This window comes from Cellulomonas sp. zg-ZUI22, from assembly GCF_017353535.1.
Classification (GTDB): domain Bacteria; phylum Actinomycetota; class Actinomycetes; order Actinomycetales; family Cellulomonadaceae; genus Cellulomonas; species Cellulomonas wangleii.
In genome coordinates this window covers 1,333,948-1,346,010 of sequence record NZ_JAFMUZ010000001.1, presented here as the reverse complement: position 1 = coordinate 1,346,010, position 12,063 = coordinate 1,333,948, and the positions used below count along the sequence as shown (strand labels likewise).

At 74.6% G+C, this 12,063-nt stretch carries 12 protein-coding genes; 7 read left to right on the top strand and 5 right to left on the bottom strand.

The features are described 5' to 3' along the window. Window positions 1-89 precede the first annotated feature (89 nt). Genes J1G43_RS06135 through J1G43_RS06125 form a run of 3 tightly spaced genes read left to right on the top strand, consistent with a single transcriptional unit; the run spans window position 90 to window position 3,283 of the window. Window positions 90-1,463, top strand: a complete 1,374-nt coding sequence (locus J1G43_RS06135) for a TrkH family potassium uptake protein (protein ID WP_207339131.1) — start codon at window positions 90-92, stop codon at window positions 1,461-1,463. A 4-nt stretch (window positions 1,464-1,467) separates the two neighbouring features. Then, window positions 1,468-2,163: a TrkA family potassium uptake protein gene (locus J1G43_RS06130; protein ID WP_207378296.1), complete on the top strand. Its 696-nt coding sequence runs from the start codon at window positions 1,468-1,470 to the stop codon at window positions 2,161-2,163. Window positions 2,164-2,212: 49 nt separating this feature from the next. After that, the gene (locus tag J1G43_RS06125; protein WP_207378157.1) at window positions 2,213-3,283 is read left to right on the top strand and encodes a PPK2 family polyphosphate kinase; all 1,071 of its coding nucleotides are present in this window, start codon (window positions 2,213-2,215) and stop codon (window positions 3,281-3,283) included. A gap of 48 nt (window positions 3,284-3,331) precedes the next feature. Here the strand turns inward: J1G43_RS06125 and J1G43_RS06120 are convergent, their stop codons facing one another. Together J1G43_RS06120 and J1G43_RS06115 are read right to left on the bottom strand one after the other, a co-directional pair. Beyond that, a complete protein-coding gene (locus J1G43_RS06120) occupies window positions 3,332-3,742 on the bottom strand; it encodes a hypothetical protein (protein ID WP_207339133.1) in 411 nt (136 codons plus the stop codon). 72 nt (window positions 3,743-3,814) lie between these two features. Next, window positions 3,815-5,035, bottom strand: a complete 1,221-nt coding sequence (locus J1G43_RS06115) for a hypothetical protein (protein WP_207378156.1) — start codon at window positions 5,033-5,035, stop codon at window positions 3,815-3,817. Window positions 5,036-5,282: 247 nt separating this feature from the next. Between J1G43_RS06115 and J1G43_RS06110 the strand changes: the two genes are divergently transcribed. From J1G43_RS06110 to J1G43_RS06095, 4 genes are all read left to right on the top strand, one after another. Then, window positions 5,283-6,206, top strand: a complete 924-nt coding sequence (locus tag J1G43_RS06110; RefSeq protein ID WP_207378155.1) for a hypothetical protein — start codon at window positions 5,283-5,285, stop codon at window positions 6,204-6,206. Window positions 6,207-6,764: 558 nt separating this feature from the next. Next, a complete protein-coding gene (locus J1G43_RS06105; RefSeq protein WP_207339136.1) occupies window positions 6,765-7,199 on the top strand; it encodes a hypothetical protein in 435 nt (144 codons plus the stop codon). Next, window positions 7,196-7,474: a hypothetical protein gene (locus J1G43_RS06100; protein ID WP_207339137.1), complete on the top strand. Its 279-nt coding sequence runs from the start codon at window positions 7,196-7,198 to the stop codon at window positions 7,472-7,474. The genes J1G43_RS06105 and J1G43_RS06100 overlap by 4 nt, the downstream gene beginning before the upstream one ends. Further along, window positions 7,471-7,959 (top strand): hypothetical protein, encoded by a 489-nt coding sequence (locus J1G43_RS06095; RefSeq protein ID WP_207378154.1) that lies wholly within the window; start codon window positions 7,471-7,473, stop codon window positions 7,957-7,959. The genes J1G43_RS06100 and J1G43_RS06095 overlap by 4 nt, the downstream gene beginning before the upstream one ends. A 92-nt stretch (window positions 7,960-8,051) precedes the next feature. Here J1G43_RS06095 and araA read toward each other — a convergent pair whose 3' ends face one another. The 3 genes from araA to J1G43_RS06080 all read right to left on the bottom strand — a co-directional run bounded on the left by araA (window position 8,052) and on the right by J1G43_RS06080 (window position 12,011). Then, window positions 8,052-9,560, bottom strand: coding sequence for an L-arabinose isomerase (gene araA / locus J1G43_RS06090; RefSeq protein WP_207378153.1), 1,509 nt, complete (start codon window positions 9,558-9,560; stop codon window positions 8,052-8,054). A gap of 25 nt (window positions 9,561-9,585) precedes the next feature. Further along, a complete protein-coding gene (locus J1G43_RS06085; protein ID WP_207370244.1) occupies window positions 9,586-10,302 on the bottom strand; it encodes an L-ribulose-5-phosphate 4-epimerase in 717 nt (238 codons plus the stop codon). A gap of 95 nt (window positions 10,303-10,397) precedes the next feature. Further along, complete coding sequence (locus J1G43_RS06080) at window positions 10,398-12,011, bottom strand: xylulokinase (protein ID WP_207370243.1); 1,614 nt, start codon at window positions 12,009-12,011, stop codon at window positions 10,398-10,400. Between the last annotated feature and the right edge of the window lie 52 nt (window positions 12,012-12,063).

The window sequence follows — 12,063 nt, the reverse complement described above, 5'->3', positions numbered from 1 at the left end:
GCCGTAGCGTCCGCACCCGGTCCCGTGCGCGCGTGGGCCCCGTCCGCGCGTGCCAGAGTGTGCTGTCGGCACGATCAGCGGGAGGCGGGATGGCAGCGGGGCCCGGCCTGCTGTGGCGTGCTCGCGAGTACGTCGACCGGTCCGCGCGGCAGTCGCCGGCCCGCCTCGCCCTCGGGGTGTTCGCCCTGGTCATCGCCGGGATCACCGCCCTGCTGCAGATGCCCTTCGCGACGGCCGACGGGGAGCCGGCACCGCTCGTCGACGCCCTGTTCACCGCGACCTCGGCGACCACCGTCACCGGTCTGGTCGTCGTGCCCACGGGTGAGTACTGGTCCGGGTGGGGGCTGGCCGTCATCCTCGTCGCGATCAAGATCGGCGGCCTGGGCGTCATGACCCTGGCCTCCCTGCTGGGCATGGCCGTGTCGCGGCGCATCGGGCTCACGCAGCGCCTGCTGGTCTCCTCGGAGACCAAGGTGACCCGCCTCGGCGAGGTCGGGTCGCTGGTGCGCACGGTCATCATCACGTCCACCGTGCTCGAGGTCGCGATCGCCCTCGTGCTGTTCCCTCGCCTGCTGGTGCACGGCGAGCCCCCGGGCACCGCCGCCTGGCACGCCCTGTTCTACGCGGTCTCGGCGTTCAACAACGCCGGCTTCGTGCCCACCCCGGAGGGCCTCGCCCCGTTCGTCTCGGACTGGTGGATGCTGCTGCCGATCATCGTCGGCGTGTTCATCGGGTCCCTGGGGTTCCCGGTCATCCTCAACGTCGCCCACCACCTGCGCGCCCCCGGGCGCTGGAGCCTGCACTCCAAGCTGACGATCACCACGAGCGTCGGCCTGGTGGTGTTCGGCTCGGTCGTGGTCGCGGCGTTCGAGTGGACCAACCCCGGCACGTTCCAGCCGCTGGACGGCGGCGGGACGATCCTGGCCTCGCTGTTCGCCGGGGTGATGCCGCGCTCGGGCGGGTTCTCGACGGTCGACGTCGGGCAGATGCACGAGGGCACGTGGCTGCTGCTCGACGCCCTGATGTTCGTCGGCGGCGGGTCGGCGTCGACGGCGGGCGGCATCAAGGTGACCACGCTGGCCGTCATGCTCCTCGCGATCGTCGCCGAGGGGCGCGGCGACCGGGACGTCGAGGCGTTCGGACGCCGGATCCCGCGCGAGACGCTGCAGGTCGCCATCGCGGTCGGCTTCATCTCCGCGACCATCGTGCTGATCGCGTCCCTGCTGCTGCTCGCCATGACCGGGCTGACGCTCGACCGCGTCCTGTTCGAGGTCATCTCGGCGTTCGCGACCTGCGGACTGTCGACCGGCATCACCGCCGACCTGCCGACGCCCGCGAAGTACGTCCTCGTCGTTCTCATGTTCATCGGCCGGACCGGCACGATGACGCTTGCGGCCGCGCTCGCGCTGCGCAACCGTCGTCGTGTGATCCGCTACCCGGAGGAGAGGCCCATCATTGGCTGACAGCCTGCGTGCGGGCGGCGGCGAGCCGCGCACCGCACCGCGCACCCCGCGGAAGGGATCCGGTGTCCTGGTCATCGGGCTCGGACGGTTCGGGTCGGCCATCGCCGCGACCCTCGACCGGCTGGGGCAGGACGTGCTGGCGGTCGAGCGCAGCCCCGAGCTGATCGCCCAGTGGGCGGGTCGCGTCCCGCTGGTCGAGGCCGACGCGGTCAACCCCGAGGCGCTCGAGCAGCTCGGCGCCCGGGAGTTCCCCGTGGCCGTGGTCGGCGTCGGCTCGTACCTCGAGGCGTCGGTGCTCATCACGGGCAACCTCGTCGACATCGGCGTGCCGCAGATCTGGGCCAAGGCCATCAGCTCCGAGCACGCGCGGATCCTGCAGCGCATCGGCGCGCACCACGTGGTCCTGCCGGAGGCCGACGCCGGGTCGCGCGTCGCGCACCTCGTCAGCGGCAGGATGCTCGACTACATCGAGGTCGAGGACGGGTTCACGGTCGTCAAGATGCGCCCGCCCAAGGAGACACAGGGCTTCACGCTGGCCCAGTCCCGCGTGCGCGAGCGCTACGGCGTCACCATCATCGGGGTGAAGTCCCCCGGCATCGACTTCCAGTACGCCACCCCCGAGACCCGCATCTCGGCGAACGACCTGGTCATCGTCGGCGGTCACGCCGACCTGCTCGAGCGGTTCGCCGCCCGGCCCTGACCCGCCCACCCGCACGGCCCGCACGCCGCCCCCCGACCAGGAGACCACCATGGCGAAGAAGAAGTCCGGCACGAAGGCCTCTGAGAAGTCGTCCGACGCCAAGGGCTCCGGGAAGCCCGAGGGCAAGGCGGGCCGCAAGGCGCGCAAGAAGGCCGACGAGAAGCTGCAGAAGGCGGCCCGCAAGGTCGAGAAGGCCGAGCGCAAGGCCGCCGAGGCCGAGCAGGAGGCCGCCGCACGCGCCGCCGTCGCCCGCGACGCAGCGGTCGAGGGCCTGACCGCCCAGCGGGACACGGCGATCGAGCTGCTGCGTGCGCATCCCGGGTTCGTCCTGACCGAGCTGGACACCGCCTCCACCCCGGGCTTCGAGGGGTCCCGGGCGCAGTGCAAGGGCGCGCTCGGCGCGATCGGCAGCGACCTCGCCGACCTGCAGGAGCGTCTCTACGCCCACGGACGCACCGGTGGCGACCGGTCGGTGCTGCTGGTGCTGCAGGGCCTGGACACGTCCGGCAAGGGCGGGATGGTGCGCCACGTGCTCGGCCAGGTGGACCCGCAGGGCGTCGCCCTGCACGCGTTCGGCGTCCCGACACCCGAGGAGGCCCGGCACCACTACCTGTGGCGCATCCGGCGGGCGCTGCCCCGGCCGGGGCGGATCGGCGTGTTCGACCGCTCCCACTACGAGGACGTGCTCGTGGCGCGCGTGGACGGGCTCGTCGCGCCCGAGGTCTGGGAGCGCCGGTACGACGAGATCAACCGGTTCGAGGCGCAGGCCGCTGCGGCCGGGACCACGGTCGTCAAGGTGCTGCTGTGGGTCTCCCCCGACGAGCAGCTCCGGCGGCTGCGCAAGCGGCTGGAGCGGCCCGACAAGCACTGGAAGTACTCGCCGTCGGACGTCGACGCCCGGTCGCGGCGACCCGCGTACGAGGCGGCCTACCAGGACGTGCTCGACCGGACCAGCACGGACGCGGCCCCCTGGTACGTCGTGCCGGCCGACGACAAGTGGTACGCCCGGCTCGCGGTCAGCGCGCTGCTGCACCGGGCGCTCACGGACCTCGACCTCGGGTGGCCGGAGGCCGCGTTCGACGTCGCGGCGGAGATGGCCCGGCTCGACGCCACGCGCTGACGCAGGACGCGCGCCCGGGCGACCCGGGCGCGCTGCCGGTGCGTGCGGTCAGGATCCCGCGGAGGGCCGCCGCTGACGGGGCAGCGCGCCGTGCGGCAGCACCCGCAGGTCGGTGGGGGTGCCGGCACCGGGCGGCACCGGCGCGGGACCGTCGTGGCCGGGGCCGAGCGGGTGGGCCGTCCCGGTCCCGGCGACCGCCTGGTGGCCTGCACCCGTCCGCGGCTGCGGCGCGCGGCGCTGGGTCGGCACGAGGGGTGCGCGAGCCGCCGGACCGACGTCCGGGGCCTGCACCCGGCGGGGCCGGTGCAGGTGGACCACGGCGGTCGTCCCGGCCGCGGCCAGCAGGAGCGCACCGGGCAGGAGGTGGCCGCCGGCGCTGAGCAGGGCGCCAGCGGTGACGAGCGCGAGGCCGGCGGCGAGGCGAGCGGTCGGCAGGGTGCTGCGGAGGTAGATGTGCATGATCGACTTCCTTGCCTGGAGAACCGGGACGCCACGGGGGCGTCGGACGTCGCGCGCGGCGCGTCCGTCCGGTCAGGCAGGGATCGGCAGGACGTCGCGCTCGGGATCGGTCGGCGGCACGTCGGACGACGGGGACGTCGTCACGCGTGCGGGGACGACCGGTCGCAGGCCGGGCACCGGACCGCCGGTGGGGCCGGCACGCGGCGTGACGGCACCGGCGCCGGGGGTGCCGCCCCGGGTCGCGAGCGCCACCGGCGCGGGAGTCGTGGGCCGCTGGACCAGCACGGTCGGGACCGTGGGCGTCGTCGCGAGCGCGACCTGGCCGTGCGAGACGTGCGGCGTCGCCGTGACGACCGCCGGGGCCTCGGGCTGCGGGCCGACCGGCCCGGGTGCCGTGGGCCAGGGCGTCCGCAGGCCGGGTGACGTCGCGGTCGCCGGGGCGGGCGCGACGTCGTCGATGAGCGCCGCCGTGGTGCCGACGCTCGACGCGTCCGGCGACGGCACCGAGGGCTCGGGGCGCACCAGGGTCGCGGGACCCTGCTCGCGCGCGGAGGTGCTCAGCTCGCGCATCAGCCGGGCGGCGGCGTCCACCGCCGTGACCTCGTCAAGGGTCGCGACCACGACGACGGGGTCCAGGACGGCACGGTCGGTCGGGACGAGGGTGACCGTGGCAGGCAGCGCCGGGTCGGGGCGCAGCACAGCGGTCTCCCGGTCGATGCCGGCGACGGGTCGCACGTCCTCGAGGCCCTGGTCACCGGTCGCGGGCGGCGCGCTCCCCTCCGTCGCCGGCTCCACGGGCGGGTCGTCCACCGACGGCGCGGGGTCGACGGGCGCGGGGTCCACGGGCGTCGGGTCCACAGGCGCCGGGTCCACGGGCGTCGGGTCCACGGGCGTCGGGTCCACCGGGGTCGGGTCCACCGGGGTCGGGTCCACGGGCGCCGGGTCCGGGGGCTCGACGGCCTCCGGCGGCACGGCGGATCCGTCTGGGACCGTCGACTCCGCAGGGACCGTCGACCCGTCCGGGACCGTCGGCTCGTCCTGGCCCGACGGCTCCGCCGGGACGCCGGGATCCCCCGTGCCGGCGTGCTCGACGGCGGTGCCTCCGAGCGCAGCGACGGTGTCCGTCACCCGTGAGACCGCCACGTCCGGCAGGGCTCGGGCGTCCCCGGGGGTCCGGGCGTGGGCGGCGTCCCCCGCGGCGACCTGGATCAGGACCAGCAGCAGACCGCCCAGCGCAGCGAGCAGGACGCGGAGGACCCACGTCTCCGCTCTCCCGCGTCGCTGCGTGTCCATGCCGAGCCCTCCCCGGTGCGCGCACCGACGCACGTCCTGGACAGTATGCGACCTGAACCACCCGAATCACCATCTTTCACCCACCCCCACCGCCGGTCGCGCGGACGGGTCCGGCAGCGGCCGGGCGCCCGCGGCGGCACCTTCGGGCCGGTCGCTGTCTCCACCGGTCGGGCCGGCCGGCCGGGCCGCACGGCGCGACCGGTGCCGTGCAGGTGTCGCGACGCCGCCCTTCGGGCAGGATCGGCGCGTGCGGAGACGGCCGGGCCTCGTGGCGGTGCTCGTCGTGCTCGTGCTCCTGTCGACGCCGGTCGCGCTCGTCGGCGTCTGGGCACGCACCACGCTGCTCGACACGGACGACTGGCTCCGGCTGGTCGAGCCCCTCGCCGACGACGCCCGGCTGCAGGGTGCGGTGGCCGACCGGGTCGCCGGCGGGGTCACCGCGGCGCTCCCGCTGGACGACGTCGTCGGCCTGCTGCCCGGGACCCTGGGGGACGACGCCGCCGCGGGCGTCGAGCAGCGGGTGGCGGGCGTCGTCCGGGAGCGGTCCCTGGACGCGGTGGGGTCCGACGGGTTCGCCGCCGCGTGGGCGAGCGCGAACCGCACGTTCCACGGCCAGCTGGTCGGCACGCTGCGCGGGGGCCCCGGGGCGGCGGCCCAGGTCGACGCGCAGGGACGGCTCACCCTGGACCTGACCGGCCTGGCCGACACGGTGCGCGGTGCGGTCGTGGCCGTCGGGGTACCGGACAGGCTCGTGCCGCACGTGACCGTCGTCGTCCCGGTCCTCGACGGCGGGACGACCGCCCGGCTGCAGCAGACCGTCGGCACGGCGGAGCGCGCCGCCGGCTGGGCCCCGTGGGTCGCCGCCGCGGCCGCCGCGGGTGCCGTGGGGCTGGCCCGACGCCGGGCCCGGGCCGCCGCGTGGGTCGCCGGCGCGGTGGTGCTCGGCGCGCTCGTGGTGCTGGTGGGCGTGCGCGTGGTGCGGGCGGGGGTGCTGGCGGGTCCCGCCGCGGCGTTCCTCGGTGACCCGGCCGTCGCACTCGTCGCCGACCATGTCGCCGCCGGGCTCGTGACGACGACGTGGTGGGTCGGCGGCGCCGGCCTGGCGGTGCTCGTCGGCGCCGCGCTGGCGGACGCCGTGACCCGGCGCCCGGCTCGCGTCAGGGGTGACTGAGCACCGCGTCGACGATCACGATGAGCATGGCGCCCGTGGTGGCCAGGAGGGCGCGCAGCGCCCAGACCAGCGTGCGTGAGTGCGTCCGCACGACGACGCTCCCTTCTGCGCGTCACCGTTGACGCGCCCAGCACGTCACCGTTGACGCGCGTTCCTCCGACCGTACGTCGCGTCCCGGGCCCGCGCATCGGCAGGTCGGGTGACGTCGCACGTCAGAGGGCGAGGACGAGGCCGAGGCCGAGTCGGACGGCGGGCCTCCGGACGGTCGACGCAGGCTCTGGACACCCCGCCCCGGGGTGCGAGACCGTTCGCACGTTCCCCCACCGGTCCGGCAGCGCCGTGCCACGACGAGGAGTCCTCATGCGGATCGCCAGCACCGCCGCCAGGGTGGCCACGGTGGCTCTCCTGACTCTCACGCTGGTGGCCTGGGGTGCGGACTCCCCCGGCACCCGGGCGACCAGCACCCCGGAAGGCCCGGAAGACCGGCGAGGCGCCACGGCACCGGACGCCACAGCGGTCGGGGATGACGCAGCGTCCGGGGAGGACGCAGCGGGCCGGGTGGGAGCGGAGGGCGACTTCGCCGCGGTGCTCCACGAGTACCGGGCGACGATGGACGTCCTGACACTCCCCGCCGGGGTCACCCTGCCCGAGCCCGTGGACCCCGGGCCCGAGGAGCTTCCCGGTGCCACGTCCGCGGACGGCACGGACGAGCCCGGCCGCTTCGCCGCCGGCGCGTACGAGCCCGGCTACGGCATGACCGTCGCGCACAGGGGGTGGTTCTGCGCCTGGGAGCGGGAGTGGCTCGCCCAGCGGGGCGTCGACCCCGCGGCGGAGGCCGCGGCGCTCGCGACGCTGGAGACGATGCCCGCGACCGAGACCTGGGCCCGGTTCATGGACGAGACGACCCAGGAGAGCATCCGCGTGAACCTCGCGAAGGCCGCGGCGGGCGACCCGACGGGCGTCCAGGCCGACGTCGACAGGAACTGCCGATGACGAACGGCGGGGTCCTCGCCGAGCGGCTCGCCCGCGCCGCCGCGGACGCCGACGCGCGAGCCGGCACGGACTACGTGACGTTCACCGACCCCCGCCCGGCGTTCGAGGGCAAGGGGATCTGCGGGTCGCCGGAGAACATCCACGCGGGCGTGCTGACGCCGACGGACGGCGACATGCTCGCCATCGGGTCGCAGCAGTCCTTCCACCCCAAGGCCGAGGGTTACCTCGACTTCGCGTGGGCGATGAACCTGACGCTCAACCCACCGGTACCGTGAGTGGTCGACTGCGCACCATCGCCCTGGCTGTCGTCCTCTCCCTGGCCGGGACGACCGGGGGATGCGCACCGGGACGCGACCGCGAGGGCGAGGCCCGCGACGCCGCGCTCGACCGCGTCCGCTACCTGCGGTCGCTCCTGGGGGAGCTCCTGGAGGACGCGGGCCCGCTCCCGGACGAGGAGTTCGAGGCCTTCGTCACCACGGAGGTCGGCGACCGCTTCGAGGGATCGCTCGACCCGACCGGCTTCCACGACGGCCGGGCGACCTGGCGAGGTGCCGCGCTCGGCTCGGTCGCGGGACCGCTGAAGTCCCAGGTCGCCGCAGCCGCGTGCTTCGACGTCGAGATCGAACGGGGGACAGCGACGGTGACGTTCGACGACGCACCGTGCTCCGAGCAGGTGCAACGAACGCTCGGTGTCACTGGCAACGAGGACAACGTCGTCAGCGTCGACCTCCTGCCCACGGTCGACGACCCCACGCCATGACCGGCGGGCTCACGACCCCGGCGAGCCGCCGCTGACGGGCGAGGGCGGGCACCGGCCCAGGGCCGGTGCCCGCCCTCGTCGTGCGTGACGCGTCAGAGGCCCTGCGCGACCCGGTAGTACACCTGGTTCCACCGCACCTGGTCGGCGAAGCCGCGACGGGTCGTGGACTCGTCGATGACGAGCAGCTCGGTGCGGGCCAGCTCGGCGAAGATCTCCCACGCCTCGATGCCCACGGCCGTGCTCAGCACGGTGTGGTGCGCACCGCCGGCGGTCAGCCAGCACTCGGACGACGTGGTGAAGTCCGGGCGGGGCTCCCACACGGCACGCGCGACCGGCAGGTTCGGCAGGTCGGCCGTCGGCGGGACGATGTCCACGACGTTCGCCGTGAGGCGGAACCGCTCGCGCATGTCGGCCATCGAGACGACGACACCGGTCCCGGAGTCGGCGTTGAAGACCATGCGGACCGGGTCCTCCTTGCCGCCGATGCCCAGCGGGTGGATCTCCACGCGCGGCTTCGAGGTCGTGAGGGTCGGGCAGATCTCGAGCATGTGCGCGCCGAGGATCTTCTCCGCACCGGGCGTGAGGTCGTAGGTGTAGTCCTCCATGAGCGAGGCACCGCCGGGCAGCCCGGCGCCCATCACCTTGGCGACGCGCACGAGGACGGCCGTCTTCCAGTCGCCCTCGGCGCCGAACCCGTAGCCCTTGGCCATGAGCCGCTGCACGGCCAGGCCGGGCAGCTGGCGCAGGTCGCCCAGGTCCTCGAAGTTCGTCGTGAACGCCATGGCGCCGCGCTCGGTGAGGAAGCGCTCGAGCGCGATCTCCTGGCGGGCGGCGTAGCGCAGCGACTCGTGACGGTCGCCGCCGCGGCGCAGCTCGGGGACGACGTCGTACAGGTCCTCGTACTCCGCGACGAGCGCGTCGACGCTCGCGTCGTCGACGGCCTCGACCGCGGCGACCAGGTCGTTGACGCCCCAGGTGTTCACGGAGACACCGAGCCGGATCTCCGCCTCGGTCTTGTCGCCCTCGGTGACGGCGACGTTGCGCATGTTGTCGCCGAAGCGCACAAGGCGCAGGTCCTGCGCGGCCTGCCAGCCGGCGGCGGCGCGCACCCAGGTGCCGATGCGTGCGGTGACGGCCGGGTTCGACACGTGGCCGGACACGGTGGTGCGGGCGACGCCCAGGCGCGTGGCGATGTACGCGTACTCGCGGTCGCCGTGCGCGGCCTGGTTGAGGTTCATGAAGTCCATGTCGATGCTGTCCCACGGCAGCTCGACGTTGGCCTGCGTGTGCAGGTGCAGCAGCGGCTTGCGCAGCAGGTCCAGGCCCGTGATCCACATCTTGGCGGGGCTGAACGTGTGCATCCACGTGATGACGCCCAGCACCTTGTCGTCGCTGTTGGCGTCGAGCACCGCGCGGCGGATGGCGTCCGAGTCCTTGAGGACCGGCTTCCAGACGACCTTCGCCGGGACGTCGCCGGACGCGTCGAGCGCCGCGGCGACCTCCTGCGACTGCTCGGCGACCTGGCGCAGCGTCTCCTCGCCGTACAGGTCCTGCGAGCCGGTGAGGAACCAGATCTCCTGGTCGGGGTAGGCCTTGCTCATCGTGCATCTCCTCCGTGGGCCGGCATCAGTGCTGGCCGTAGACGTTCTGGTAGCGGGCGTACAGCGAGTCGACGTCGCTCTGCGCGATCGGCAGCGGCTCGCCGAGCTGGCGGCTGATGTGGACGGTCCGCGCGACCTCCTCGACCATGACCGCGGCCTTGACGGCGGCCTTGGCGTCCTTGCCGATCGTGAAGGGGCCGTGGTTGCGCATGAGGACCGCGGGGCTGCGGGACTCGCGCAGGGTCTCGACGATGCCGCGGCCGATGGAGTCGTCGCCGATGAGCGCGAACGGACCGATGGGGATGTCCCCGCCGAACTCGTCGGCCATCATCGTCAGCACGCACGGCACGGGCTCCGCGCGGGCCGCCCAGGCCGTGGCGTACGTCGAGTGCGTGTGCACGACCCCGCCGACGTGGGGCATGTGCGTGTAGACGTACGCGTGCGCGGCGGTGTCGGACGACGGCGCGCGGTCGCCCTCGACGAGGTTCGCCTGCAGGTCGCACACGACCATCGACTCCGGCGTCAGCTCGTCGTACGTCACGCCCGACGGCTTGATGACGAGCAGGTCGCGCTCGCTCGGGCCGGCGGGGTCGACGACGACGCGCTGCGAGACGTTGCCGGCCGTCCACACGACCAGGCCCCAGCGGGGCAGCTCGGCGTGCAGCGCGCTGACCTTCTCGCGGGCGTCCGCGACGGCCTCGCGGACGTCGGGCCCGTAGGCGTCCAGTGCTGTGGTGGTCATCCGGCCTCCTGCGTCGGTGCCCGCGGTGGCGGGCGGTGTGGTCCGGCGCGCGGGCGCCGGTGCGCGGTCGTGCCGCGCGTGGTCCGGGACGGTGCTCAGAGCACCTCGGTCGCGGTGCGCTCGACGGCCAGGCCGGCCTCGTAGCGCTCGAGCCAGGCGGCGTAGCCGGCGACGTCCGCCGGGTCCGGGTGCACGACCTCGATCTCCGCGTCCGCGAAGACGTGCGTCGTCAGGTAGTCGCCCAGGTCCTGCGTCGCGCCGCTCGCGAGGTACCCCGCCAGCACGGCGATGCCCCACGCGCCGCCCTCGCCCGCGGTGCGTCCGACGGCGACCGGGGTGTCGACGGCCGCCGCGAGCAGGCGCTGCGCGACACCGGCCGTGCGGAACAGCCCGCCGTGCGCGTACATCGCGTCGACCTCGACGCCCTCGGCCGCGAGGATCCGCATGCCCAGGCTCAGGGTGCCGAACGCGCCGTAGACCTGGGTGCGCACGAAGTTCGCCAGCGTCAGCCGGCTGTCGGGGGTCCGCACGATCAGCGGACGCCCCTCCTCCAGCCCGGTGACCGGCTCGCCGGCCAGGTAGTTGTACGCCAGCAGCCCGCCGCCGTCGGCCTCGCCCTCGAGCGCCTCACGCAGCAGGACGCCGAAGACCTCGTCCGCGCCGGCGTCGGAGCCCAGCGCGGTGGCGAACCGGCCGAACACGCCGGCCCACTCCCCCAGCTCGCTGGCGCCGTTGTTGCAGTGGACCATCGCGACCAGGTCACCGGCGGGGGTGGTCACCAGGTCGATCTCGTGGTGCACGGTCGCGAGCGGCTTCTCGAGGACGACCATCGCGAAGATGCTGGTCCCGACGCTGGTGTTGGCGGTGCGCGGGGCGACCGAGGCGGTCGCGACCATGCCGGTGCCGGCGTCACCCTCCGGCGGGCAGAGCCGGGTGCCGGCGTGCAGCGTGCCGGACGGGTCGAGCAGCGCGGCGCCCTCGTCGGTGAGGTGGCCCGCCTCCTGCCCGGCGACCAGCACCTGCGGGAGCAGGTCGGCGAGGTGGTCGACCGGCAGCCGGTCGGCCACGTGCGCGTCGAAGCGGGCGAGCAGGTCGGCGTCGTAGTCGCGGGTCGCGGGGTCGACGGGGAACATCCCGGACGCGTCGCCGACACCGATGACCTTGCGGCCCGTCAGACGCCAGTGCACGTAGCCGGCGAGCGTCGTGACGAACCGCACCTGCGGCACGTGCGGCTCCTCGTCGAGGACCGCCTGGTACAGGTGGGCGACGGACCAGCGCTGCGGGATGTTGTACCCGAGCAGCTCGGTCAGCTCGGCCGCCGCAGGCCCGGTCGACGTGTTGCGCCACGTGCGGAACGGCACGAGCAGGTCGTCGTCGGCGTCGAAGGCGAGGTAGCCGTGCATCATCGCCGAGACGCCGATCGCGGCGACGGCCGACGGCCGCACGCCGTGGCGCTGCTCGGTGTCCGCGATCAGGTCGGCGACGGCCGCGCGCAGCCCGTCCCACACCGCGTCCAGCGAGTAGGTCCAGACCCGGTCGACGAGCTGGTTCTCCCACGCGTGCCCGCCGCTGGCCAGCGGGACGTGGTCGTCGCCGACCAGGACCGCCTTGATGCGGGTCGAGCCGAGCTCGATGCCGAGGGTCACCCGCCCCTGCTCGATCGCCTCGCGGGCCCGGCCGTCACGGGTGTCGTCGTCGTGGTGCACCATCGCGCGCTGCTCCCTCTCCGGGCCGCATCGCCCGGGGTCCGTCGTGCCGTCC